Consider the following 26,896-nt stretch of genomic DNA (forward strand, 5'->3'; position numbering starts at 1 on the left):
GTACCGGTTTATGAATTGTTGACGCAAAAATAGTAAAAACTGAACGGGAAGCGCACACGCTAAGCGATTAATCCACCACTTTATTACAAATAATCGTTTCCACCCGGTTACAGTACCCCCTTGGTGCTTGGTAGGGTATCCAGTTCTTTCAGATCGCGTTTGACGGCCATCTTGATCGATTTGGCAAAAGCTTTAAAGATCGATTCAATTTTGTGGTGCTCATTCTCCCCTTCCACTTTGATGTTCAGATTGCAGAGTGCCGCGTCGGAAAACGACTTGAAGAAATGAAAGAACATCTCCGTTGGCATTTCGCCAATTTTCTCCCTTTTGAAATCAGCTTCCCACACCAGCCACGGTCGCCCTGAGAAATCGATTCCCACCTGGGCCAGGGCTTCATCCATCGGCAGCAAAAAACCGTACCGGCTTATACCCCGCTTGTCACCCAGGGCTTTGCGATACGCTTCGCCCAACGCCAGAGCGGTGTCTTCAATCGTGTGGTGTTCGTCAATATGGAGGTCACCTTTCACCCGAATCACCAGATCGGAACCGGAGTGACGGGCCACCTGGTCGAGCATGTGATCGAAAAACCCAATACCGGTTTCGATGGTGGCCCGACCCCGCCCGTCCAGATTCAGTTCAACGTGGATTTGGGTTTCGTTGGTATGGCGGTCCACGACAGCCGTCCGGGCCGGTAACTTCAGCAATTCATAAATCAGGTCCCAGTTGTCGGTCGACAGCGCCAAGGCCTTCTGCATGTCGTCGGTCATGCCTTCCGTGGGGTCCTGCGGAGCAATCAGAATGGCTTTGGCACCCAGATTGACCGCCATTTGAATATCCGTCAGCCGGTCACCGATCACGTAGCTTTCCGGCAGGTTATAAGCCTCCGTCAGGTATTCCGTCAACATACCGATTCCGGGTTTGCGGGTCGACGCGCCTTCGTGGGGGTACGTCTTGTCAATATGAACGGCTTTGAAATGGATATTTTCCCCTTCCAGGGTTTTCATCATTTTGTTGTGGGCAGGCCAGAACGTATCTTCCGGAAAAACCGCCGTTCCCAAACCGTCCTGATTGGTAACCATCACCAAGTCGAAGTCGGTTTCTTCGGCAATTTTGCGCAGATTGGAAAGTACTTTCGGAATGTATTCCAGTTTTTCCAGCGAATCTACCTGCTGGTCGGGCTGAGGTTCGAAGATGATGGTACCATCCCGGTCGATGAACAGAACTTTCTTCATAAGGCTTTTTAGTGGAATGCAAAGGTAGCGAATGCATCAACTGGAACGGCATTTCTGTATTTTTTTACTACTATTGTACCCAAATAGACTCCCCTACCTATTTTATCTGTTAAATAAATATTAAAAATAGATACGTAACTAACACACTTACAGGTTAGTACATAAATAGAATGCACGATACTTGCAAGCCAGGTCCTGCCTTTTTATCCAGATCGTAGTTTTATATCGTTTATTTTTTCCATTCCATAAAAAAAAATGCACCCAGAAAAATCTTCCAAACTAACCCGTATTGCAGTAATTTATGATGGCAACTATTTTCTTCACGTAAGCAATTATTACAATTACTCCCACGAAAGACGGAGCCGTATCAGCATATCGGGTTTACATGAATTTATACGGGCGCAGGTTGCCCAGGAAGAAGAGACGGATTTTCGCCTGTGTCAAATCGTCGATGCCCACTATTTCCGGGGTCGTCTGAACGCCCACGAAGCCAGCCAACGCGGCAATCAGCTCTTCTATGACCGGCTGTTCGATGACATTCTGATGTCTGAAGGGGTCGTTACACACTATCTTCCGGTCAAAACCTTTCAGGGCTCGCGGCAGGAAAAAGGCATCGACGTCTGGCTTGCCCTCGAAACGTTCGAACTGACGATTTCCAAAAAATTCGACGTGGTGGTGCTCATCACGGCCGACGGCGACTATGTACCGCTGATTCGCAAACTCAACACGCTCGGAACACGCCTGATGGTGCTGAGCTGGGATTTTGAGTATTACAACGACGAGGGCGAGAAAATGGTGACCCGTACCTCCCAGGATCTGCTGGCCGAGGTTTCGTATCCCGTCGCCATGCACGAAATGATCGATACGCGGCTTCGGAAGAACGATCCGCTGATTCAGAATCTGTTCGTCAAACAATCAGCCCGGGTACTGATCGGGAACGGTGCCCCCGTACCGGCAGGCAATGGTTTTGATAGTTATTCCGACAGCGTGGACGATGATTCCGACCCCTCCGAATTTAAAATCAGCACCATTCGCAGCCTCAAAAACGGGTACGGTTTTATCAATTACCCGCCCAATAACCTGTTTTTTCACTACACGAGTTTGAATGACATCGATTTTAACGAATTGCAGGTCGACGACGAGGTAAAATTCCGGATCGGGAAGAATGCCGAAAGCAAAGACATTGCCATCGATGTGCATCTGGAAAGTAACTAATGCCACCGACTGCCGGAACCATTCGTCAGGAACGCACCATATTGCTTGAGTCAACGGGTTCACAGCCCGTTGACTTCTGGCAGAAAAAAGCCCTGTCCTGGGCCATGAGCCAGTTTGACCACGTAGTGCTGTTCAATAACAATCAGGCGTCACTTCCCAATATTACCCTTCCTTACCACGGTTTTCCGAATCGACTGGCCGCCGGGGTGTATCAACCGGTTGCATTCCTGCCCGACACGGATCCGTTCCAAACGCTGTTTCGACACCATCAGCAACACCCGGATTTTCTGATTGGCTATTTTGCCTATGATCTGAAAAACCAAATCGAACCGTTGGTCAGTCGGCATGAAAACACGCTCGGATTTCCGGAAATCTATTTTTTCCAGCCCCTCCACCTCATCGATTTTGACGACGATCACCTGACTGTTCGCTCGTGGGGAAACCCGGATGCGGTGATTGACGCGATTCTGGCCAATTCGACAAAACCGTCACCCGACATTCCGAAAAACAAATTGAGTAAACCGGTAAAAAGCCGGGTTACGCCGGACGAATACCGCCAAACCGTTCGCCAGATTCAACAGGACATTATCGACGGTACAGTTTACGAATTGAATTATTGCATCGAATTTTTCATCGAAAACACTACAATTGATCCGCTAACGGTATATGACGACTTGACGAAACGCTCACCGATGCCCTTTTCGCATTTCCAGCGAATCCGGAACCAGTACGTCATCGGCGCATCACCCGAGCGGTTTTTGAAAAAAAAAGGCATGCGGCTCATTTCCCAACCCATCAAAGGCACCATCCGGCGCGGAACGACAGCCCATGAAGATGCGCAGCTCCGGCAACAACTTTGCAGCAGTGAAAAAGAGCAGGCCGAAAACCTGATGATTGTCGATCTGGTCCGCAACGACCTGGCCCGCAGCGCCGAAACCGGCAGCGTTCAGGTGGACGAGTTGTTCGGGATTTACCCGTTTCAGCAGTTGTTTCAAATGATTTCGACGGTATCCGCCACCATCCGGAACGACTTGCCCTTTACCGAAGCCATCCGCCATGCCTTTCCGATGGGCAGCATGACGGGCGCGCCCAAAGTTCGGGCGATGGAACTGATCGATCAATACGAAGCGAGTCGGCGGGGGTTGTATTCGGGAGCCGCCGGTTTCATCACACCAGACGGCGACTTTGACTTTAACGTCATGATCCGGAGTATTTTCTACAACGCCGACACCGGTACGGTTTCTTTTTCCGTTGGAAGTGCCATTACCTACGATGCTGATCCTCAGCAGGAATATGAAGAGTGTTTGCTGAAAGCAGAAGCGATGAGGGCGGTTTTCTAGGATCGGTTTCGTAAAATAATACAATTAAGTACAGACCAGACTTGTATTTATCAAAAATTTGCCTTACTTTTGCAACAGTTTTCAAGCGGACATCCGTCCGATCTCTGTAAAAGATACTCTTCATGGGATTTTTTCTATTACCACAGAGCTGCACGGATGTCAACCGGTTAGGGGTTTAACATTCGTTGGGCGCATCTGTTGGGGCAATTGCATTGGTGAATCAAGTTTCACTTTGGGCTAAGCTGGGCATTTTCGGGGGTTCCTTCACGTTTGTATCTCAAATTTTCACGTATCGTACGCCGATTTTTCGCAATCGGACCTGCATGGCCGTGCAGCACGAGCACTTCTGCCGATAAACGCTTGTATTAGTTTCATTATTAAAAACTCTTACAAGTTATGACTCCTGAAATCATTGAACAGGAAATTATTGTTACGCCGGGAATTCCACAGCGGACATTCGCCGATCTGAACCTTTCAGATGAAATTTTACAAGCGGTTACTGAAATGGGGTTTGTACATCCCTCTCCCATTCAGGCCGAAGCCATCCCTCCCATTCTTGCCGGTCGCGACGTGATTGGTCAGGCCCAGACGGGAACCGGAAAAACCGCAGCCTTTGGTATTCCAGCCATCAACATGATTGATGTGGCCGAACGCCATCCGCAGGTGCTGATTCTGTGTCCGACCCGCGAACTGGCCGTTCAGGTTTCGGAAGAGATCCGGAAATTATCGAAATTTAAAAGAGGAATCCGCATCGAAGCCATCTACGGTGGCGATTCAATCGATCGCCAGATCAAGTCGCTGAAGACCGGTGTTCATATCGTGATCGGTACGCCGGGTCGCGTCATGGACCACATGGAGCGCCGGACCCTGAAACTGGACAACGTCCGGATGATGATTCTGGATGAAGCGGACGAAATGCTCGACATGGGTTTCCGTGACGACATCGAAAGCATTCTGGAAGACATGCCGGAAGAACGTCAGACGATTTTGTTCTCGGCCACGATGTCGAAACCGATCATGACGATTACCCAGCGTTTCCAGAAAGAACCCGTTCTGGTGAAAGTGGTTCGGAACGAACTGACCGCCCAGAACATCGAGCAGGTTTTCTTCGAAGTGAAACCAAAAGCCAAAGTGGAAGTAATGTGCCGTCTGATCGACATGCACAACCTGAACCTGCTGCTGGTATTCTGTAACCAGAAGAAACGCGTCGACGAAATCGTTGAAGACCTGCAAGTCCGTGGGTATCAGGCCGAAGGCTTGCATGGTGACCTGCGTCAGGCACAACGGAATAACGTGATGTCGAAATTCCGGTCGGGTGTTACCAACATCCTGGTCGCCACCGACGTAGCCGCCCGCGGTATCGACGTTGACAATGTAGACGCCGTTATTAACTACGACATTCCCCTCGACGAAGAGTATTATGTACACCGGATTGGCCGGACCGGCCGCGCCGGAAAGTCGGGTAAAGCCTTCTCCCTGGTGGGGAAAGACGAAAAATACCGTCTGCGCGAAATCCAGAACTATACCAAAGTTCGGATCGAAAAAGGGGTTATTCCATCCTTTGAAGACATTGTTGGACTGCGCAAGGCCCGTTTTATCGAGCAGGTAAAACAAAGTATCGAAACCAGCACCGATCTGAATCTGTATGACGATCTGCTGACGGCCCTGCATCACTCCGGTTTTACCACCGAACAAATCGTTTCGGCCCTGGTGAAACGCGGAATGGGGATCGAGAAAAACGAGTTTTCTGACCAGAACCTGGGTCACGACAATGACGACCGTCGGGAACGGAAAGAAGGCGGATCACGCTTTGGTGATCGCGGTGGACGGGGCGAAAGCACCGGACGCTTCGGTGATCGGAGTCGCGGAGAAAGCGGTTCCCGTTTCGGTGATCGCGGTGGTCGCAGCGAAGGCCCCGGCCGGTTCAGCGAACGCGGCACCCGCGGTGAAAGCCGCTTCGGTGACCGGGAACGTCCCCCCCGTTTCGGCGGCCGGGAAGAAGGTCGTAAATTTGAACGCGATGATAGCCGCGCACCCCGCGAGCAGGAAGCGAACATGACCCGGTTGTTTGTCAGCGTCGGTCGTCGTGATTTCATCCGTCCGGGCGACATCGTTGGTGCCATCGCCGGCGAAGCCAACATTCCCGGCAGCAGCATCGGTCACATCGACATTTTCGACAAACATACCTACGTTGACGTTCCCCGCGATGTAGCCAATCGGGTGGTGGATGTCATGGAAGGAAATACGATCAAAGGCAAACGCGTTCAGATTGAAGTCGCACGCTAAGCTGTCTGATTAAGACCATAAAAAAAGCCGCTCTGGATTCAGAGCGGCTTTTTTTATGGTCGAGAAAAGAATGCAGAATAGAGAAAAAAATGAAAAACTCTTTCTTCTCTATTCTGTATTCTTTATTCTCAAATAAACTAATCTTCCAGATAATACCCGAAAATAATCCCCATTTCATCCTCGCTCGTCAACCCGAAGCTGACGTCTTTGGCCGTGGTATTATTGTAGGTAATTTCAGAAACAAGCCCTTCTCCCTTGGCCAGTAATATGGGAGTCGTAAAGGTTTTAATTTCCGGGTGTTCCCAGTTTGTGGACGTATAAATTACTTCGCCATCCCGCGCTCCTCCCTTGATTTTAATCACAAATTTTTCAGCCAGTTTGTGCGTGTGTGAGGTCAGAACCAGCACTTTGACTGGTTTGGTCATGAGAAAGATCTTGGAAAGCGTGACGCGTTTGTTAGCCGGAATGGACAAATCATTATTGGTGAAATCCATTGTCTTCACCACGTTTTTCACCTTGGCTTTATCGGTCGTATATAAGTTTACAAACACCTCGCCGGTGATGGAAGTGCTGGATTTATTAACGTAGTGTGAGTTAAAATCCATCGTCGTATTGGCCGGTATCAACAAAGCCGTCCCTTCCGGAAAAGCATAGTCGATATAAGGTGCCTGAATACCGATAAAATAGACGTGATTCTGCATCGAGAGCGCCGTCAGCAGGTTGTACGAATTGTCCGGATTTCGAAGATCCCGAATCTGATTCAGGGCCGGAAGGTTCTGGTTATTCCGGAAATTGTACATCACAAAATGGTGGCTGTTGTTCCGCATCTTCACCTCGAACCGGTTTACATAGACATCCTGGGTATTGCCAATCGACTTCCGGATAAACAACTCCCGCTCAAAATTCGGAATGATGGTAAACGGATCCAGTTTGAGCTGAAATCCCTCACTGGCCGCAGGCACCTTCAAGCCATCGAAACTTTCCGTAACCGGCGTACTGGGCGTCTTGTCATCCAGCAAAGTGGAATCGACGACGCTTCCTTCCTGTGGCGCACCGGCTTCGATCCAGCGACGCACAAACTCGATCTGCCCCACCGTCAGCAATTCTTTGCCCAACGGCATGGGATTGCCATAATTGGCTCCGCTGTGGTGACTCGCGGCCGCATTGATTTTATGGTAGAGCAGACTCTCCAGGGCCGCGAACGGTTTTACGCGCAGCAGTCCGTTGGCTTTGGCCGTTGCATTGGTCGACGCGACGCCAACCAGATTTTTGTAGGCGACATTGGCCGCCAGCACCAGTTTATGCTGCGCAAATGTCGGGTCGGTTTCCGAGGAATGACAGCCGGAAACCGCACAGGTGGGCGTCAGAATCCGCCGTTGCAGTTGGTCAAAACTCGTCACCACCGGTGCCGGATCGTCAGCGGGATTATCACCGGATTTTTCGCAGGAAGCAATCAGCAAACTGAGGCCAACTGCGCCGAGTAAACTCAGTTTGAAGGGATGGAAACGGTGTTGCATACAGAGTTAAAACTTCAGAACAAAATCCTGTTTGGGCTGCTGGCTTCGGAAAAAGACCAACCCCACATAAAAAAGATCGATGGAAATGGTCACCGCCGGATGCGCCTTGATCGTCTCCCAGGCCTGTTCCATTTCTTCCGACCAGTGAATATCGTCAAAAATAAAACAGGAATCGTTATGTGCCTTCGCAAGACAGGTTTCAAAATACCGAACGGTCGGTTCAAACCGGTGGTTGGCGTCGAAAAAGGCGAAGTCGATGGTAGAAACCGTCTTTAATCGTTCCGGCAAGGTTGTGTCGATGTTACCGGTAATAATTTCGATAGTCGGTCGGTTCAACTGCTGAAAATTTCGTCGGGCCACGGCAGCGGTTTGCGGACACCCTTCAAAAGTCAGGATTTGCGCTGTGGGGGCTGCTACGGCCTCATACAGTGTCGTGATGCCGAGCGATGTTCCCAGATCAACAATCGTCTGTGAATGGAACCGTTGAATCAGCCGGTACATCAACCGCCCAAAACGGGCCGGTTTCTGCGAATTTTTAGCAATGTCCCGAATGGCCCGTTCGCGCGACGCATTGATGCGGGAACCCGCCCCAAAATCCGTGATCTGAATTTTAACGGTATCCTTCAACAACTGCTGCTGCAACGCCCGGATGGGGGCAAATTGCGGCTCATCAGGGTTGTCGCGACGAATGAGGGTGGAATACAGATCAAAAACAAACGGCGAATGCAGGGAATGCGCATCGCCGGCCTTCAGGAGAAATTTCAGATAAGCACGAATCAAGAAACAAAAACCGCTACCACGGATTTAAAAACAGACGATAATTAATTCAACCGATACGGAACCACCATCGTAAATTCGGGAATATTGACCCGAAACTGCTTTCCGTCAATAATCCGTTCCATCAGATAGGTTCCTCCCATTTTGCCAAGGCTCGACCGCAGATTGCAGCCCGAAACATACTCATGCGTCTCGCCCGGCTCCAGAATGGGCTGCTGGCCAACCACGCCCTCGCCTTCTACCTCCCGCGCCATGCCGTGGGCGTCGTAAATAATCCAGTGACGTCGCAATAGCTGCACGGTCGATGGCCCTTCGTTTTCGATGGTAATTCGGTACGTAAAGACATAATGCGCCTGGGACGGACTGGAATATTCCGGTTGGTATTCGGTCATCACACTGACCTTGACGCCGTCGGTAACTGCCGATATCATTTTAGTTACGTGTTGGTAAATACCCTTAAAACGAAAATTAAATTTAAGAGTTTATAATTCCAATAAGCGCATCGATTATTTTCGGTTTCGCCTACTTTTGTCAGCCTAACGAAAAAAACGTTCCGAGCGTATCCATCTTTTACCGGATCGAATTGACCCGAATCTCAAACACCATTTATATGAAGGTTGTCATTGAACCCTCCTGGCAGCAGCGTTTGCAAGCTGAATTTGAAAAACCGTATTTCCCTCAGTTGGCCGAATTCGTCCGCCTGGAATACACCACGCACCGTTGCTATCCGCCGGGCAAACTGATTTTCAATGCTTTTGATAAATGTCCGTTCGATCAGACCAAGGTCGTTATATTAGGGCAGGACCCGTATCACGGCGAAGGCCAGGCCAACGGGTTGTCGTTTTCGGTCAACGACGGCATCACCAAACCACCCTCTCTGGTCAATATTTTTAAAGAAATCAAAGACGATCTGGGTACGGAGATTCCGAAATCCGGCAATCTGGAACGCTGGGCAGTTCAGGGGGTTTTGCTGCTCAACGCTACCCTGACGGTGCGGGCCAATCAGGCCGGTTCTCATCAGAACAAAGGCTGGGAAACGTTTACCGATGCCGCCATCCAGCACCTTTCCGACGAAAAAGAAAACCTGGTTTTTATGCTGTGGGGTGCCTATGCCCAAAAGAAGGGAGCCATTATTGACGGGAACAAACACCTGGTTCTGAAAGCCAAACATCCATCGCCGATGGCAGCCAATTATGGCGGCTGGTTTGGCACCCGGCATTTTAGCCAGGCCAATGCTTACTTACAAAGCAAAGGAATCGAAGCAATTGAGTGGTAGAATGTTAAATAATAAATGATGAATTTTAAATGTAAAAGTAATAACCATGCCAATACTTTTACATTTAAAATTCATCATTTATTATTTAACATTCCTTTGAGTGAAACCCGCTTCGGTTAGTCAATAATGCGGAACAGGCGGTTCCAGCGAATTTTATTCAGAACGCTTTCCGGATTGGGATCGATCGACATCCAGATGAAAACCGCCTTACCCACAATGTGATCGGCCGGTACAAAGCCCCAATAGCGTGAGTCGGCAGAGTTGTGGCGGTTATCGCCCATCATAAAGTAGTAGTCCTGCTTGAAGGTGTAGGACGTGATGGCTTTGCCGTCGATTTTAATGGAATTTTCGGCCAGTTCTACCTTCTCGTTGCCCTCGTATTTCTGGATCACCGGCCCGTACAAGGCGATGTTTTTTGGGTCCAGCTGAATCGTCGCACCTTCTTTCGGGATCGTAATCGGGCCGTAATTATCGACATTCCAGGGAAACAGGGACGACTGCGGATACACCGGCTGGAAGGGGTTGACCGATCCTTTTGGCGAACTCAGGGCTTCGATTCCCTGCACAAAATCCTGTTGCTTCAACAGAGCTGCGGTTTCCGGGGTGGTATGAATCCGGTAGCCGGAGGCATCGTTCGCGGCAATCGTATCATTAAACGTTTCCGTACTTTGCTCAAAATCCGTAATGTCGTACCGCTTGAACACTTTGGCGCTGATCACCGAATTCGTCTTCAGAAAATACTCCGTTTCGGACTTCACCGGATCGGGAAACGCCTGTCCATTCACGAAAACCTTGCGGTCGCGCACTTCAAGCACATCGCCCGCAACGCCGATGCAGCGTTTGATATAATTGGTTTTGAGATCGGTCGGATAGTCTTCGGGCGGGTAGTTAAACACCACGACGTCACCCTGCTTGACGGATGAAAAACCGGGCAGACGGTATTGGGGCAGTTGAATCCAGTCGAGGTACGACGGTATTTCGGTTCCCCAGATTTTCTGGTGCGTCAACGGAACCTGCAAAGGGGTTTTCGGGGTCCGGGTTCCGTAATGCAGTTTACTGACAAACAAAAAATCGCCCACCAGCAGACTTTTCTCCATCGAAGGCGTCGGAATCGTGAATGCTTCCATGAACAGCCAGCGAATCAGCGTAGCCGCAACCACCGCAAAGACAATGGAATCAATCCACTCACGGAACGGCGATTTATTCTTGACAGAGCGCCGGGTGGCGGTTTCCTGGTTTTTAACGACAGACATGATAAATGAATTTCAAATAGTAAATGATGACGGGGCCGCCCGCGCGGTGTCAAATGTAAAAGTTACAGAATCCAATAACTTTTACATTTGACATTCATCATTCAACATTTATTATTAAACATTACTAATTTCTCCCAACAGATCTTCCATTCCAAAAACGCCTTCTTTTCCGACCAGCCACTCGCCGGCGGTGAGGGCACCGAGGGCAAAGCCCTGGCGACTATAGGCCACGTGTTTGATTTCGATGGTGTCCACATCTGAGTCGTACCGAACCACGTGGGTTCCCGGCACCGTGCCTTCCCGAAGCGATTCAATGACTACCGCATCCGGCTGACTATCAGCGTCATTGACCCAACGTTTTTTGGTCGGGATCTGTTCAATGATGCCTTCCGCCAACGTAATGGCCGTTCCGCTCGGGGCATCCTTTTTCTCGGTATGATGCACTTCGGTCATCGAAACGTGGTACGACGGATAGCCCTTCATAAACCGGGCCAGCATCTTGTTGAGCCGGAAAAACAGGTTAACCCCAATGCTGTAGTTCGATGCGTAAAAAAATGCCCCGTGTTGCTGACGACACAGTTCTTCAATTTCCGTCCGGTGTTCCAGCCAGCCGGTTGTGCCGCAAACCACCGGCCAACCGCGTTTCAAACAATCGCGCACGTTATCCAGCGCGGCTTCCGGCGAACTGAATTCAATGGCGACATCGACGTCTTCCTTCCCTAAAGCATCCAGATCGGCGCGGTTATTGACATCAATCCGACCCGCAATTTCGTGCCCCCGGTTCAGCGCAATCTGCTCGATGGTTTTACCCATTTTGCCGTATCCGAGTAATAAAATCTTCATTCAGGTAAATCGTTCTGGATTCAATTTTTAAACTGGAAAGCCACCCGGATTCCCGGGACCGGCATTACGCCAATGACGGGCATCAGCAAACCGGGTTTCACTTTCATGGTCAGATCTTCCGAAATATCGAATGTTTTCAAGTGGGCCGTCACGTTGGCTTCAATGACATTTACCCCCCACAGCAATCCGATTCCCAGGTAATTATAATCCCGATACCGTGCAACAGCGCGGGCCGCCCGTTCCAGTTCAGCCACGGTTATTTTTCGTGAGTAGCCCGGCACCTCGATCTCTTGACCCGTGGCATAATTGGCCTTGATGCCGTAGTCCCGATAAAAGCGATACTCATCGCTATAGTATTGAGAAAAATACAGCAGGGTCCCAAAACCGGCGTAAATGATCGGTACTTTCCACCAGTGTCCGTTGTGAATCTGGCCGAGCCCCGGCAAAATGGCCGAGCGGATGGTAGCCGTTCTTGGTACGATTTTCCGAATTTTGGCGTTCTGTTTCGGCGTCAGCGAAATCGTATCAGCCGTGGCCAGCCTGCGAACGGAATCCACCAAAACCGGCTGCGGTTGCACGTTGGGAACCGCACCAGCCGGGGTTTGCCCGCGTGCCGCTGTACCCAGCAGGATCAACATGCCCACCCAAACGTATTTTTTCCACTCCATTCGTAACCGTACCGGGTATCCTGTTTCCATCTTCCAAGTGTTATCAGTGCAGATTGTCGGTATACTAACGTAGTACGCATCCGACCCGCCACCGGATTTCAGGAAATTAACATTTTTTATGCCTTGTAATTCAGCACTTCCAGAATCCGGTTCATTTCGTCCTGGGAAGTAAACGGAATTTTGATCTCACCTTTGTGCTTGTCATCGGCCTTGATGGACACTTTGGTTCCGAACATGGACGAGAGTTTGAACTGCAACCCCCGAATCTCCTGTTTGTAGGGCGTCGACCGGCGTTCGGGTTCGTTTTCAGGCGCTGTTGAAAGGCCGCGTACGGCTTCCTCCACCCGGCGAACCGACCAGTCTTCCTCAATCAGCCGGTTGAAAAGTTTAATCTGAATATCCGGATTATCGACATTGATAATGGCGCGGGCGTGTCCCATCTGAATTTTGGTGTCGCGCAAAGCGGCCTGAATCACCGGCGGTAATTTCAGCAACCGGATGTAGTTGTTCACCGTCGTCCGGTTTTTGCCAACCCGGGCGCCCAGTTCTTCCTGTTTCAGGTTACATTCCGTAATGAGCCGTTGGTAGCTCAGGGCAATTTCGATCGAATTCAGGTTTTCACGCTGAATGTTTTCGATCAGGGCCATTTCCAGCATCTGCTGGTCGTTGGCCTGCCGAACGTAGGCCGGCACGTGCGTCAGCCCGATCAGGCGCGATGCCTGCAACCGCCGTTCACCGGCAATCAACTGGTACTGGTCGCGACCCAATTGCCGAACCGTAATGGGCTGGATAATCCCCTGGACCCGGATCGACTCCGCCAATTCCATCAAGGCCTCCTCATCGAACCGGGTTCGGGGCTGAAAGGGATTGGTTTCAACGTGGTTGACGCTGATTTCCGTCATCGTTGAGATCGACTCATACGGCGACGGTTTGCTGGGACGATTTACCTGGTCACTGTCATGCAATAAGGCTCCTAACCCACGCCCCAGACCTATCATTTTCTTCGGATTACTTTTTGCGTTCGTATTATCCATGGCTGCTAAATTCGGGTTGGATATTATACGGTCTGATCCTGCGGCAACCGGCCATTTTTAATCAGAATTTCGCGGGCGAGATTCAGATAGCTGATGGCTCCTTTGCTGTCGGCATCCTGCGCCAGAACCGGTAATCCGAAGCTGGGTGATTCACTCAGCCGAATGTTGCGCGGGATAATGGTGTTGAACACCATTTGCTGGAAGTGGGCCGTAACTTCGCCAACCACTTGGTTGGACAGGCGAACCCGCAAATCGTACATGGTAAGCAGAATGCCTTCGATGGCCAGCGACGTGTTGAGCCGCGACTGAATAATCTTGATGGTATTCAGCAATTTGCCGAGACCTTCCAGGGCAAAATATTCGCACTGAACCGGAATAATGACGGAGTCGGCGGCTGTCAGGCTGTTGATGGTAATCAGACCCAGGGATGGCGAGCAGTCGATGATGACAAAATCATACTCATCTTTCACATCATACAAAGCCTCCTTCATTTTCTCCTCCCGGTTTTTGAGATTGATCATCTCAATTTCTGCCCCGACTAAATCGATGTGCGACGGCAGCAGGTCCAGATTCGGAAAATCGGTTTGAATAATGGCATCCCGGGTGCGAATATCTTCAATCATGCACTCGTAGATGCTGTTCTCAATTTCTTTCGGATTATAACCAAGACCCGACGTGGAATTGGCCTGTGGGTCGGCATCGACAATCAGGGTTCGAAACTCGAGAGCCGCCAGACTGGCTGCCAGATTGATCGTGGTGGTGGTTTTTCCGACGCCCCCCTTTTGGTTGGCAATAGCAATAACTTTACCCATGGGTTTGTTCGTTACAGACCCAAATATCTATAGATGGTTATTCTAAAGCAAGGAACGTTTCACGGATTTTTTGAAAATGTTTCACGGATGAAAAAATGACGGGCAGACAAACCGGATCAATCCAGATGCTAATCGTCTGACTGTCTAGACCCTTACCCGTTCCGGTTTCCGGTCGTATTATTTTATTGTGATCAAGCCCAGACCTGGGTCCCTTCCGTGCAATTCTTACACATTTCAATGCCGGAGCGCGACTGGATGAGCGTCTGCCGGAATTGCCGGTACGGTTCGCTACTCCACAATTGCGTAAACGTCTGTTCCTTCAGGTCACCCAGCCGGTAATGGGCGTCTTTGTCGAAACAGCAGGGCACCACCAGGCCATCCCAGGTAATGACGCAGGAGTGCCACATTTTCCAGCAATGCCCGTCCAGCGCGTTTTTGATGGCATAGGTCCCATCGTTCGTTTTTTCGTACCGGGAATACTTATCGATGGTCGGCATCAGGTCGGAGCCGTGTTCGAAATCGTAAATCTGGGCGGTTTTCAGCCCCACTTCGTCTACGCCCAGTTCTTTCGCCAGTTGATACACTTCCCCAATCTGGTGTTCATTCGGCTTGACGACCAGAAACTGAAAAATCACGTGGGGCGTTTTCGATTTCAGTTCCTTTTTCCACTTGATGATGTTCTTCGTACCTTCGATCACCTTGTGCAGCTTCCCTCCCACCCGGTATTGCTGGTACGTTTCCTGCGTGGTACCGTCGATCGAAATAATCAGCCGGTCCAGGCCGGATTCGACGGTTTTTTTGGCGTTGGCATCCGTCAGGTAATGGGCATTGGTCGAGGTTCCGGTATAAATTCCTTTTTGGGATGCGTAGCCCACCAGTTTCAGGAAATCAGGATGCAGGTACGGTTCGCCCTGAAAATAGAACGTCAGATACAACAGCGTATCCGCAATTTCGTCAATGGTTTGTTTGAAAAGGTCAGCCGGTAACATACCTGTCGGCCTTGTAAACGACCGCAAACCGCTCGGACACTCGGGGCAGCGCAGGTTACACGAGGTAGTGGGTTCAAACGAAATGGCAATCGGCGAACCCCGGTGAACCGCTTTGCCGGTCCACTTCGATTCGTAATAACTCGACAAGACTTTCAGTGCGTTCCAGGCACGTTTGGGGGTTACTTTCGAGAAAAAATTTAAGCCGTCGGAAATATTACGATTCATGCGGATCAATCAAGATGTGGAACAAAGGTAGGCTATCGGCCCCGATGGTTACTACTTTATAGAATATGAAAACAAATTTATTTAGAATTGTTTCAAATAAACTTGACACGTCTGCAATCCAATTGTACTTTTACGGAGTCAAACGCATAGCAATCTGTTTTTCACCGAACTCTTTTTGTATCATCCGTGTCGAATACCCTTCCATTAACTGAATTGTTTGCCAGCTCAAAAGGCGCAACCTATCAATGCGATACAACCAATCGGATCATTATTCAGTTCGGTGAAGCGCGCGTTTCGCTCCGGATTTCCGATTTTTTGACATTCAAGAAGCGGGTTGATTCGGTGGATATTCACACGATGATCTTCAATACCGACGATGCCTACGACGTCGAAATCATCGATGCGCCCCGCACCGGCCATCTCTTTGTGCTGAGTCTCTGCGACCTTATTGCACTCCGCGACCTGCTGGCCGGCACCCGTTTCGTCCTCGACCTCAACACCCTTCTGAACGAACGCATTTACAGCTCGCTGGTCTATTGACCGACCATCACCGGATTGGTTTGCCGGACATCCATTCCATTTTACGACGTTTTCCTTCCTAAAGGGCTCAATCACTGCAATTAGACTGTTTCCAAATTTTGTAGACTCAAAACTTTTTCCGGTTGAAATCAGTATTCTTGTAACAGAAAAGGCAAATCCATCCATCTGGTCAAGAACCAAAAACTGATACAACAATGAAAGATTTAGTGAGAATGAGAACGTCGCTGAAAGAAGAAATTGAGCGCATTCTCAACGAACAGATAAAAATGGAAGCACACTCTTCGGCCATTTATTTGTCAATGGCGGCCTGGTGTGATCGCAACGGTTTTGACTTTAGCGCCGGTTATTTTTATAAGCAATCCAACGAAGAACGGAACCATATGCTGAAGCTTTTCAACTATGTTTCTGATATGGGCGGTCACGCCATTTCCCCCGAAGTAACCAATGTTCCGCAGGAATTCGACGGTTTCCGGGATGTGTTCGAACTGGCTCTGCAACAGGAAATTGCGGTTAGCAACTCGATCAACCGCATCGTGGGTCAGGCCCGGCAGTTTAACGATTTCGCAACCGATCAATTCATGCAGTGGTTCGTGAAAGAACAAATTGAAGAAGAATACGTAGCGCGTCGGGCAGTCGAATTATTCGATGTCATTGGTGAGGAAGGCGTGGGTCGTTATATGATCGATAAGGCCATTCCGAAAATTACCTACGGCGACGTTGAAGCGCAATAAATTGAACACATTGCTTTCTTCCTATAGCTTCTTACTGAATTGTATAAACCCGGATTTAAACCATCCGGGTTTTCTTTTTATTCTGTTTTATAAACCGGTATTTAGCGCGAGCAACCTATCTTGATTTCCCATTTCGGTTCTGCTTATTGGGCCACTTCGATTTGCTATCTTTACCATTTCCAATCAACACCCAATCGCATACGAACCGGCCTGAAGCATGGATGTCATCATTATCGGAGGTGGGCTGGCTGGATTGGTCAGCGGGCTGGAACTGGCCCGGGCGGGCTATCAGGTTGCGATTGTCGAGCGAAAAACGTACCCTTTCCACAAGGTTTGTGGCGAATACGTCTCCAACGAAGTCCGGCCCTATATCGAGTCGCTGGGCGTCGATTTGAAGGGCCTGGGGGCCACCCACATCGACCGGTTCCAGTTCAGCTCTCCCTCGGGCCGTTTGCTGGAAACGACGCTGGATTTGGGCGGTTTTGGCGTGAGTCGCTACGCGCTCGACCATTCCCTGTTTGCACTGGGACAAACGGCTGGCATCCGGTTTTTACTGGGCAAACAGGTTGAAAATGTCACCTTTGCCTCCAATCAGTTTACAGTTGAAATAAACGACGGACAGGTCTTATCCAGCCGGTTGGTGATTGGTGCGTATGGCAAACGAACCAAAATCGACCGGCAAATGCAGCGGCCCTTCATGCAAAAACCGTCGCCGTATCTCGGCGTGAAATATCATATTCGGACCGACTTTCCACTTGATACCATTGCGCTCCATAATTTCCAGGACGGGTATTGCGGTTTGTCGGCCATTGAAGACGGGAAGTTTTGCCTTTGCTACCTGACGACGCGCGAGAATCTCCGCCCTTTCGGCAACATTCCGGCGATGGAACGGGCGGTTTTATTTCAGAATCCCCATTTGAAACGGATTTATGAAACCTCCGAGTTTTTGTATGAGAGGCCGGAAGTCATCAACGAATTCTCGTTTGCCCCCAAACGCGCCGTCGAACAGCATATCCTGATGGCAGGTGACTCGGCAGGACTGATTACGCCCCTCTGCGGCAACGGCATGGCACTGGCCATTCACAGCGGCAAGCTGGTCAGTGCCTTGTCGTCAACCTATTTGAACGGGCAGCTTACACGCGACGAACTGGAACGGCGGTATCAATCGGAATGGTCGGACCGGTTTGCCCGGCGGCTGTGGGTGGGCCGAACCGTACAGCGGCTTTTCGGCGATCGGTGGTTATCGGAAGCAGCGGTTTCGGTTTTCGGTACGTTCAAGCCGTTGTTGCGCGGAGTGATTCGGCAGACGCATGGGGAGGTGATTGCCATCCATGACTAATCATACCGGAATCACCGTCGTATTTTTCACCTCCGACATCACGAAAATGCTGCTGATGTTCAAAATGCCGGGAATGACCGAAAGCCGTTCCTGGTAAAACCGGTTGTAGGTCTCCATGTCGTGAACCACCACTTTCAATAGGTAGTCGAAGGTTCCCGACACCAGATTGCATTCCATGATTTCCGGGAGTTGGGCAATGGCCAGATTAAACTCCACGAACGTGTCGCGGGTTTGCTTGTCGAGCGTGACGTGGCAGAAAACCACCAGCAGATGACCCAGTTTTTTCTTGTTTAGAAGCGTTACGTATTTCTCAATAATTCCTTCACGCTCAAGCCGTTTAATGCGTTCGTGAACGGGCGATTTCGAGAGGTTGATCCGCTGGCCGATCTCCTGAATCGTGAGTTGTGCATTATCTTGTAGAAGGGACAATATCTGCCGGTCAATCTTGTCTACCTGCGTCATGACGGAATTTTTTCTTTACAAAGCCGTTCGAGAGGCTCGTCACCAAATTATTTCCTTCTATACTACGAAAAGTAAACAGTATTTCCCAAAAAGAGTTATAGAATCAGAAATCTGTTTGGCAATTCATACCTTTGTGCATCCAATCAATACCAACCACAACCGCAGAATACGATGGTAATCGGTGTTCCTAAAGAAATAAAAAACAATGAAAACCGGGTGGCGCTGACCCCCGCAGGTGTTGCTGAGTTTCGTCGATTTGGCCATACCGTTTATGTGCAGGTCAATGCGGGGGTGGAAAGCGGTTTTGAGGACGAAGAATACATTGACGCCGGGGCCGTTATGCTGCCCACCATCGAGGATGTCTACGGCATTTCCGAGATGATCATGAAGGTGAAAGAACCGATTGCGTCGGAATATAACCTGATTAAAGAAGACCAATTGCTTTTCACCTATTTCCACTTTGCATCGTCGGAAGAACTGACGCACGCCATGATCGAACGCAAAGCCGTTTGTCTGGCCTATGAAACCGTGGAAAAAACCGATCGCAGCCTGCCGTTGCTGATTCCGATGTCGGAAGTCGCCGGACGGATGGCGGTTCAGGAAGGTGCTAAATATCTGGAAAAACCGCAAAAAGGCCGGGGAATCCTGCTGGGCGGTGTTCCGGGGGTAAAACCGGCTCATGTGCTGATTCTGGGCGGTGGAATCGTAGGAACGCAGGCGGCCAAAATGGCGGCTGGTCTGGGTGCTCACGTCACCATCATGGACATCAGTCTGCCGCGTCTGCGGTATCTGTCGGACATCATGCCCGAAAACGTCGATACGCTGATGTCGAACGAATACAGCATTCGGGAAGCCGTCAAACATTCTGATCTCATTATTGGCGCGGTATTGATACCGGGAGCGAAAGCCCCCCACCTCATCACCCGCGAGATGCTGAAACTGATGCGTCCCGGAACGGTTCTGGTCGATGTCGCCGTCGATCAGGGTGGTTGTATCGAAACCTGTACACCGACTACGCACGAAAATCCGACGTATGTCATCGACAATGTCGTTCACTACTGTGTTGCCAACATGCCGGGTGCCGTTCCTTACACCTCGACCGTGGCCCTGACCAATGCTACGCTCACTTACGCCCTGCAACTGGCCAACAAAGGCTGGCAAAAAGCGTGTCGCGACAATGAAGAACTGAAGCGTGGGCTGAATGTCGTTAACGGCAAAATCGTCTACAAAGGCGTAGCCGATGCGTTTGGTTTGCCGCTGAATGATGTGAACGAATTGCTGCAGCGCGAAGAAGAAGAAATCGACTATTAAAGCAAGACCGTATATATTCCAACCTGGTTAAGATTACACTTCATCGACGAATAATTAGTCCAACTTCATCAACTTTTTTTTAAGGGTTTAGGAATAGAAATAACAAAGACACGACCACCATGAGTCGTGTCTTTTTTTATGGAATCGATACTGTCAATTCCGTTACGACCGGCACATTGTATGCGTTTTTTCCAGTTATGTACAGCTTTTGGCCATGTACGTCGTCAAGTAAAAGTGGACAAATAGGGTGGAAATGGGAAGAGACAATTCAGTAAATTGTTTCATCTAAATCCCCTAGCAATGTCCAATTCAGCAAAGACATCCAAAGGCAAACGTTCAGCCTCGCCAGCCCCCACATCTTCCGAGCGTAAGGCTCCTTTATCGATTATCAAAGACATCCAGCGGCAAACCCGGCGGCAGTACACCGCTGAAGAAAAAATCCGTATTGTCCTGGAAGGCCTACAAGGCGTGCAGTCAGTAGCCGAGATATGTCGGCGAAAAGGCCTCAACATTAATATCTATTACCGCTAGAATAAGGAGTTCCTAGAGGCCGGTAAAAAGCGATTAGCGGGTGATACGCCATTGGTATCCTGATTTCAATCGACAAAGAATGGCTTCAACCACTTCATCAGGAGGGCCTTTGCTTTCAAACCCAGGTTTTACCGCGCCCAGATACGGCAAAATCCACGTCTGGATAATATATTTACTTAAGCTTCCCACTGATTTGCTATTTTATGATTCAACACCACAAAATTCAAACTCTGTTGGGAATCTTTTCCATGCGTCTAAACAGCTTCCCTATTATAAAAACGGCTTTCAAAATTGTTTTTATTTTGGCCAATGTTTCACTCTGTCTTGTACATATACAGGTAGCAGGACAGGCGATCAGAAACATTTCCAGCAAGGATGGACTGCCGCAATCTTTCGTGTCCGGTTTGGAGCAGGACAAAGCAGGATTTGTGTGGGTTGGCTCTAGAAACGGACTTGCGCGGTATGACGGGATAAATTTTAAAGTTTTCCAGCATAGTAACCAGGATACCAGCTCGCTTGTCTCTAATTTGATTATCAATATCAAGGGATTCAATAAAGGAATATGGATCGAGCACGAGTCGGGTGAAATAGACGAACTGGACCCGGTTTCCGAAAAGATTAAACATCACCATACTCCGCTACTTACCAGTGGCACTTTTTTCCGACGCGCTTGGATAGTAGATTCAAACGGAACAATTTGGCGTATTATAGACGGAAAGGGTTTGGCTCGGTTTGGCCCGACACCAAAGCTCTACACCAAAACTTCAGGTGGCTTTGACAGTGATACGCTATGGGGCATTTGTGAAGGTGTTGACAACCGGATATGGGTATTAACCCGCTTTGGGCTTAGTAGTTTAGACCAGCAGTCAGGAAAAATTAGTAATTATAGCTCCCCACAGGTGCTTGACTATCACGATTACCGGAATGCGGTCCGCTTTGCCATAGGGCTACACCAACGCAGGAATGGCGAGTTGATGTGGGCTGACAGAAACTATTTGTATATCTTCTCGGTATCCCAGAAAAAGTTCCTAAAAAAAATCCCGTTTGGCTCTCATAGTGACCGCGGGGTTACCTGGATACGCACAGGGCCTGACGGCAGCGAGTATTTAGAAAGAGGCATCGCAATTTACCGGTACGATGAGCTTACCGGTCTTAAATTAATTTATGGTCAGACAAAAGTCGATAAGAACCCCATTCAATCGTTTCTAGTCGATAAGTCTGGCTTGATTTGGCTGGGAACCAATGCCTATGGGATTACTCAGGTCGATCTTACAACCCCTTTTTTCCCTTCTTTTCCACTTAAAGATGGATTCGCAGGGGATGTCCTGGAAGCGGAATTTCATCAATCGTTGTCTTCACTTTTTGACTGGGGCCCTAAAGACCAGCGATTTGCTGCCCCCGGCTATCATCTGCGTTCTGCCTATGACAAAAGTGGAACGCTTTGGATCGGTTTAAAAGATCATGTTGTCCGCTACCAAAGTGCAACCAAATCGTTTATCTCACTCCCTAAAATAACACAAATATCAAATGCAGCCGAAACCGGAATCGGAATCAAAGGCCTGACCATCAGCCCGCAGGGTTTGCCAGTTGTGATCGGGTATAACCGTAATGTATTAATCTATAATCCACCAAAGAATACCTGGGACTGGCTGATACCAGCTGGGCAGATAAGCCGCCAACTTGGCACAGACATTACGCCCCAGGATATTTCAATGGATACAGACCGGATCTGGATTACCACTGAGCGGGACGGATTAATTTTGATTGATCGGAAAACCGGGAAAATCAATCAACTTAAACAGGGCCCCGGCTCCGCTGCTTTTCCCACCAATCATCTACTTGGTTTGAGGCCTGACCCATCCAGGCCGAGCTTGCTTTGGATTGGAAGTCGTGATGGGTTGATTTGCCTCAATAAAAAAACGCTGAAAACCGAGATTTTCAACACCAGTACGGGTTTGCCCGATAATACAATCTACACGTTACTGGCAGATCATTATGGCAAACTATGGTTTGGTACCAACAAAGGGCTTTGCAGTTTCAGTCCTATCACACACAAAGTGAGGCTTTTTCAAACCAGGCATGGTTTATTGGAGGACGAGTTCAACCGGTTTCATCAGTTGATGCTGCCCGATGGCCGCCTGGCATTTGGTGGAACCCAGGGATGGACACTCTTTGATCCAAATAAAATAAAAGATGATGCCTATCAACCTGCGATCGCACTTACTGCGCTTAAAATCAATAATGAAACCGTAACTCCAACTACTGATGGGTTACTTACTCAACCAGTTAATGCGATTGGGGAACTGATACTGCCGTATGATCAGAATACGGTGACCTTCTTCTTTGCAGGCTTGCAGTTCAACCAGCCGCTGGACTTAAACTACCGGTATCAATTGGAAGGCTACGACAGTGACTGGATTGGATCAGGTCAGATACCGTTTGCCATCTATACCAAAATCCCGCCCGGCAGCTACAAGTTTTTGGTCAATGCCAGCAACACAACCGGGCAGTGGAGCAAAGACATAAAAAAACTAACTATAAGGGTCCGTCCACCCTGGTGGCAGACCTGGTGGGCCTATATGGCTTATGCACTTGTTATTGGTGGCAGTATATGGTATTGGATGCGCCTGCAAGTAATCCGTATGGAGCTTAGCAAATCAATAGAACTTAAAAAACAGGAAGCGCAGCAGCTTCACGTTCTGGCTGAAATGAAAGAACGGTTTTTCACAAACGTAACCCATGACTTCCGGACGCCACTAACGCTGATCCTTTCGCCACTGACATCGTTAATCGAAAAGTTTACAGGCACTAATGAAGAAAAAACACTGCTCTTGATAAAAAGGAATGCCGAACAGTTACTGGCATTGATCAACCAACTGCTCGACTTCTCAAAACTCGACGCAAACATGCTGACTATAGAAGAGTCGATAGGTGACCCTGGCCTAGTTACGGAGAATACACTTCACTTATTTAGGGAAGAAGCAGCAAGAAAAGGTGTTACAATCAGTTTCACCAATCAGCTTCACGGGCAATTCTGGTTTGACGCACCAAAGCTGGAAAGGGTGTTGGGTAACCTGATTGGAAATGCCTTAAAGTTTACTCCTTCTGGTGGACTCATTCGTGTAACGGTGCGCAATGAAAATGATCATGTCTTGTTTTCAGTGTCAGATACGGGAATCGGAATTCCAGAAGATCAAACTGCGTATATATTTAAACGTTACTTTCAAATTGGCCATCATAAAGATCAAGCTGTAAAAGGGACGGGTATAGGTTTGTCGTTGGTCAAAGAAATGGTCCAGCTCCAGGAAGGCCGTATTGAGCTTGAAAGTAAGCTTGGCCAGGGTAGTACCTTCCGAATTTTGTTACCTTACCGTCCGGCCACACCATCTGCTATACCCAGCTTGAACACGGGTGTTACAGAAAAGTGGGATGTACCTGTTATTCAAAACGAAACTATTCGGATTCTGCTGATTGAAGATAATCCTGAACTGTCGGATTTTATTGCGGGTAGCTTACCCGAACGCTACATCGTTGAGAGGGCAACCAACGGAGCAGATGGACTAAAAATTGCCCTGGAGACTTTGCCGGACCTGATAATCAGTGATGTAATGATGCCAGTCATGGACGGGTTTGAGCTCTGTAAGGCAGTAAAGCAGCATGAACATACCAGTCACATTCCCGTTATCCTGCTGACCGCAAAAACGGCTGTTGAAAGCCGCATGCAGGGGCTAGTTACGGGAGCCGACGACTATTTGACCAAGCCGTTTCGTGTGCCGGAGCTAAACCTGCGGGTTTATAATTTGCTTGATCGCCAGCGCAGGTTGCGCACACATCTACAAAGTCAAATTAGCTCGCCCCCTTCAGAACAAGGAAATGAGCGAGAACTAGATCCTTTTTTAGTTCGGTTTTATGGGGTAATTGAGCAGGATCTGGATAACTCTTCCGTAGGAGTAGAAGAGCTGGCCGCTTGTATGAATATGAGCCGCTCCCAACTGCACCGTAAGCTGCGGGCAATAGCAGGCTTGCCCGTCAGTGATGTAGTTAGAAATTATAGACTTACAAAGGTCGCGGCATTTCTTAAAGAAGGTGTCAGTAGTTCAGAATGTGCTTACAAGGTAGGCTTTGACAGCCCCGCATACTTTACTAAATGTTTCCGTGAATTTTATGGGTTAACGCCATCAGAGTTCCAAAAAAGATAATGTTTCATTAAATAATATAATTTTTATACGACGCAACGTCATTTATAGTATTTGCAACGTGGCTTATAGTCGAAAAGCTGACCAACTTTCAATTTTGTCACAGAAAATTATCTGTCAAAATTGTAAATATGAAAGCCAAATCTAGTCCCCTTCCCCTTCTTTTTTTGCTAATACTGACTTCTTGCATGCTGGTTTCTTCATGCCAAAAAGATCATAATATTCAGCACTATATCATTGACGAATCTGCCTCGGCTATGGAATGGAAAGGCTACCTAAAAGACGGCAGTGGCAATAACGGAACAATCAAAATAACAGGACAACTGTTGGTAGCAGAGCCATATGAGATTATCGGTGGACAAATCAGTTTGCCGCTTTCTTCACTTGTCAATATTAATCTGCCCACTGATGAGCTCAAACAACAGCTTATTCACCACCTGCAAAGCCAGGATTTTTTCGACATGGCCGCCTATCCTGAAATCGGCTATAAGATTACTTCCCTGATCCCTGATAAAAATATAGCCCACACGTATCAGGCATCCGGTGACCTTACGCTATTAGGAAAAACCAAGCCGGTAAATTTCCCTGTACAAATAAAATTGCAAGAGAATCAACTGATTGTCACAGGTGAAACAAGCATAGATCGTACCATTTGGGGCATGGACTACGCGAGTGATGAAAATGCAGCTAACGGCATGTATATAAGGCCCGGTATCGATGTGCAGTTCAAGCTGGTTGCACTAAAGAAATAAACCCTAAGTTGCCCTCCAAGCTCGACTCTATCTGAAAGCTACGCAGCGGCTTTTGGTGAGCGAACCGCCTTGAAAAATCAACTGTCGTCCTTTAAAGGACCACTACGAATCAATCATTTTCTCAAACCATTTAACACTAATCAATCATGTTTTTACAATCGAATTTGACGAATCGCCGAAAGTTTCTCCAACGCTCAGTGCTGGGAGCCGGGAGTATCTTTCTCTCCTCATCGCTCCTGCAAAGCTGTACTTTACAGGACCACAACATTCCTCCGATTAAACCGCCATTAGGCGCAGATGCGGCAGATTGGAATGAATTAGCCAAAGATGCCATCACAGATGCGATTAGCGCTGCAGTCCCCGAAGGCGGGGAAATCCTGAGTGGTGTGATTGACGTCCTTTGGCCCAACTCAGGATCCGGCCCGTGGGACCAGGTTAAAGCCCAGGTGCAAGCATTAGTCGACCAAAAATTCGATGACTTTACGTATACGCAGGCAAAAGGCGCACTGGATTCCCTGAATTTACTGATAGGAGATTATTTAAATGCCATCAAAGACAACGGTGATGTAAGTGATAGATGGATCAGTGTACACGAAGTGTTTGTTGGTTCTCGATATCTTTTCACGACCGCTGGTTACGAGGTGTTGCTGTTGCCCTTATATGCCCAGTATACCAACATGTTCCTGGCTCTGTTACGCGATGCGGTACTGCATGGGAATACTTGGGCGATGAAACCGGGAGACGTGCAGCAAGCCCAGACCGACCTGACCAGTTTTATCGCCGAAGCGGTCAATTATGTCTCTGGCTGGTATACGAGCAGCCGAGCTAATGTGGTCGGAAAAACGAAGCGAGATGATGTGACATGCGAGCCTTTTAGAACCGTTAACACCTTTGACCGCCAGATGACCATGCTGGTTCTTGACTATATGGATTCATGGCCCTACTATGATGTTAGCATCTTCCCCAATGGTCCGAAAAAACCGGATAATACGCCGATCTACTTATTTACCCGCGAGATTTACTCGGATCCGTTTGGTAACATCCTAAATGTCGATAACTACGCTAACAACCCCCTCATTGAATTACCGACACCGGCAACCCAGTTTCCGACTTATATAACCGTATGGGGTGGCCATCGAATTGATGCGGTTCAGCTAACCTATCCAGCCGGTGGCGGACCGGGTGGGGTTGACTATACGGTCCGAATGGGCGATAAAATTGGGGGTACGAATGCGTTCCCACTGGGCGGTATATTTAACGTATCACCCGACGCGCCGTTTGTCCGGGTGCTGGTAACCTATGGCATTCCTATAAGTGGTACCATGGCTATCTACACGCTTCAATTCATAGATGCTAACGGCACCTATACCCAGCAGATGGGCGGACAAAAGGGAGTTGGAGGATATACAGGGGAAGCCGGGTATGATAATTATGCGCTGTCCAGTATTTACATTCACGGCATCAATCTCACTATACAAAACAGTGCCGATTGCATCGTCTTTGGTTTTATGCGCTGGCCGCGAAAGTAAACGGCATTCGCGCCCGCCATGTAAAAAGCCTCACAGCA

22 protein-coding genes and 1 pseudogene are annotated in these 26,896 nt (G+C 48.8%); 12 read left to right on the plus strand and 11 right to left on the minus strand.

Annotation, left to right across the window (positions count from 1 at the left end):
- Positions 1-107: 107 nt before the first annotated feature.
- A complete protein-coding gene (gene hisB / locus FH871_RS25015; protein ID WP_138994155.1) occupies positions 108-1,232 on the minus strand; it encodes a bifunctional histidinol-phosphatase/imidazoleglycerol-phosphate dehydratase HisB in 1,125 nt (374 codons plus the stop codon).
- 255 nt (positions 1,233-1,487) lie between these two features.
- Here hisB and FH871_RS25020 point away from each other — a divergent pair, with 255 nt between their 5' ends.
- From FH871_RS25020 to FH871_RS25030, 3 genes are all read left to right on the plus strand, one after another.
- Positions 1,488-2,447, plus strand: coding sequence for an NYN domain-containing protein (locus FH871_RS25020; RefSeq protein WP_138994156.1), 960 nt, complete (start codon positions 1,488-1,490; stop codon positions 2,445-2,447).
- Entirely contained in the window at positions 2,447-3,787 is a 1,341-nt protein-coding gene (locus FH871_RS25025) for an anthranilate synthase component I family protein (protein WP_138994157.1), read from the plus strand. The genes FH871_RS25020 and FH871_RS25025 overlap by 1 nt, the downstream gene beginning before the upstream one ends.
- A gap of 396 nt (positions 3,788-4,183) precedes the next feature.
- The gene (locus tag FH871_RS25030; protein WP_138994158.1) at positions 4,184-6,073 is read left to right on the plus strand and encodes a DEAD/DEAH box helicase; all 1,890 of its coding nucleotides are present in this window, start codon (positions 4,184-4,186) and stop codon (positions 6,071-6,073) included.
- 137 nt (positions 6,074-6,210) lie between these two features.
- Here the strand turns inward: FH871_RS25030 and FH871_RS25035 are convergent, their stop codons facing one another.
- From FH871_RS25035 to apaG, 3 genes are read right to left on the minus strand one after another with little or no spacing between them, the layout of a single operon-like run.
- Positions 6,211-7,590 (minus strand): hypothetical protein, encoded by a 1,380-nt coding sequence (locus FH871_RS25035; protein ID WP_138994159.1) that lies wholly within the window; start codon positions 7,588-7,590, stop codon positions 6,211-6,213.
- 6 nt (positions 7,591-7,596) lie between these two features.
- Positions 7,597-8,370, minus strand: a complete 774-nt coding sequence (locus tag FH871_RS25040) for an O-methyltransferase (RefSeq protein WP_138994160.1) — start codon at positions 8,368-8,370, stop codon at positions 7,597-7,599.
- A gap of 41 nt (positions 8,371-8,411) precedes the next feature.
- A complete protein-coding gene (apaG, locus tag FH871_RS25045) occupies positions 8,412-8,798 on the minus strand; it encodes a Co2+/Mg2+ efflux protein ApaG (RefSeq protein ID WP_114409612.1) in 387 nt (128 codons plus the stop codon).
- 179 nt (positions 8,799-8,977) lie between these two features.
- On the opposite strand from apaG, the gene ung reads away from it, so the two are divergent.
- Positions 8,978-9,643, plus strand: coding sequence for a uracil-DNA glycosylase (ung, locus tag FH871_RS25050; RefSeq protein ID WP_138994161.1), 666 nt, complete (start codon positions 8,978-8,980; stop codon positions 9,641-9,643).
- 116 nt (positions 9,644-9,759) lie between these two features.
- Here ung and lepB read toward each other — a convergent pair whose 3' ends face one another.
- The 6 genes from lepB to FH871_RS25080 form a co-directional block, all read right to left on the minus strand.
- Positions 9,760-10,896: a signal peptidase I gene (gene lepB / locus FH871_RS25055; protein ID WP_138994162.1), complete on the minus strand. Its 1,137-nt coding sequence runs from the start codon at positions 10,894-10,896 to the stop codon at positions 9,760-9,762.
- 114 nt (positions 10,897-11,010) lie between these two features.
- The gene (dapB, locus tag FH871_RS25060) at positions 11,011-11,739 is read right to left on the minus strand and encodes a 4-hydroxy-tetrahydrodipicolinate reductase (RefSeq protein ID WP_138994163.1); all 729 of its coding nucleotides are present in this window, start codon (positions 11,737-11,739) and stop codon (positions 11,011-11,013) included.
- A 20-nt stretch (positions 11,740-11,759) separates the two neighbouring features.
- Positions 11,760-12,407 carry a DUF5683 domain-containing protein gene (locus FH871_RS25065; RefSeq protein WP_138994164.1) on the minus strand — a complete coding sequence of 216 codons (648 nt, stop codon included), beginning with the start codon at positions 12,405-12,407 and terminating at the stop codon, positions 11,760-11,762.
- Positions 12,408-12,523: 116 nt separating this feature from the next.
- Positions 12,524-13,441, minus strand: a complete 918-nt coding sequence (locus FH871_RS25070; protein WP_138994165.1) for a ParB/RepB/Spo0J family partition protein — start codon at positions 13,439-13,441, stop codon at positions 12,524-12,526.
- A 23-nt stretch (positions 13,442-13,464) separates the two neighbouring features.
- Complete coding sequence (locus tag FH871_RS25075) at positions 13,465-14,253, minus strand: ParA family protein (RefSeq protein ID WP_114409618.1); 789 nt, start codon at positions 14,251-14,253, stop codon at positions 13,465-13,467.
- Between the two features lie 191 nt (positions 14,254-14,444).
- Entirely contained in the window at positions 14,445-15,467 is a 1,023-nt protein-coding gene (locus FH871_RS25080) for an SPASM domain-containing protein (RefSeq protein ID WP_138994166.1), read from the minus strand.
- 213 nt (positions 15,468-15,680) lie between these two features.
- Between FH871_RS25080 and FH871_RS25085 the strand changes: the two genes are divergently transcribed.
- The 3 genes from FH871_RS25085 (at position 15,681) to FH871_RS25095 (ending at position 18,077) form a co-directional block, all read left to right on the plus strand.
- Positions 15,681-16,007: a hypothetical protein gene (locus FH871_RS25085; protein ID WP_229312351.1), complete on the plus strand. Its 327-nt coding sequence runs from the start codon at positions 15,681-15,683 to the stop codon at positions 16,005-16,007.
- Positions 16,008-16,201: 194 nt separating this feature from the next.
- A complete protein-coding gene (locus FH871_RS25090; protein ID WP_138994167.1) occupies positions 16,202-16,738 on the plus strand; it encodes a ferritin in 537 nt (178 codons plus the stop codon).
- A gap of 217 nt (positions 16,739-16,955) precedes the next feature.
- Positions 16,956-18,077 (plus strand): NAD(P)/FAD-dependent oxidoreductase, encoded by a 1,122-nt coding sequence (locus FH871_RS25095; protein ID WP_138994168.1) that lies wholly within the window; start codon positions 16,956-16,958, stop codon positions 18,075-18,077.
- On the opposite strand, the gene FH871_RS25100 is transcribed toward FH871_RS25095, so the two are convergent.
- Positions 18,078-18,539, minus strand: a complete 462-nt coding sequence (locus FH871_RS25100) for an Lrp/AsnC family transcriptional regulator (RefSeq protein WP_138994169.1) — start codon at positions 18,537-18,539, stop codon at positions 18,078-18,080.
- Positions 18,540-18,710: 171 nt separating this feature from the next.
- Here FH871_RS25100 and ald point away from each other — a divergent pair, with 171 nt between their 5' ends.
- From ald to FH871_RS25125, 5 genes and pseudogenes are all read left to right on the plus strand, one after another.
- Positions 18,711-19,850, plus strand: a complete 1,140-nt coding sequence (gene ald, locus FH871_RS25105) for an alanine dehydrogenase (protein ID WP_138994170.1) — start codon at positions 18,711-18,713, stop codon at positions 19,848-19,850.
- A 384-nt stretch (positions 19,851-20,234) separates the two neighbouring features.
- A pseudogene (locus FH871_RS33815) lies at positions 20,235-20,378 on the plus strand (transposase); the annotation flags it as partial.
- A 206-nt stretch (positions 20,379-20,584) separates the two neighbouring features.
- Complete coding sequence (locus FH871_RS25115) at positions 20,585-24,580, plus strand: hybrid sensor histidine kinase/response regulator transcription factor (RefSeq protein ID WP_138994172.1); 3,996 nt, start codon at positions 20,585-20,587, stop codon at positions 24,578-24,580.
- Between the two features lie 128 nt (positions 24,581-24,708).
- Complete coding sequence (locus FH871_RS25120; RefSeq protein ID WP_138994173.1) at positions 24,709-25,329, plus strand: YceI family protein; 621 nt, start codon at positions 24,709-24,711, stop codon at positions 25,327-25,329.
- A gap of 146 nt (positions 25,330-25,475) precedes the next feature.
- A complete protein-coding gene (locus FH871_RS25125) occupies positions 25,476-26,858 on the plus strand; it encodes an insecticidal delta-endotoxin Cry8Ea1 family protein (RefSeq protein ID WP_138994174.1) in 1,383 nt (460 codons plus the stop codon).
- Positions 26,859-26,896: the final 38 nt, after the last annotated feature.

Origin of the sequence: Larkinella sp. C7, from assembly GCF_006149005.1 — a bacterium.
Taxonomy (GTDB): Bacteria; Bacteroidota; Bacteroidia; order Cytophagales; family Spirosomataceae; genus Larkinella.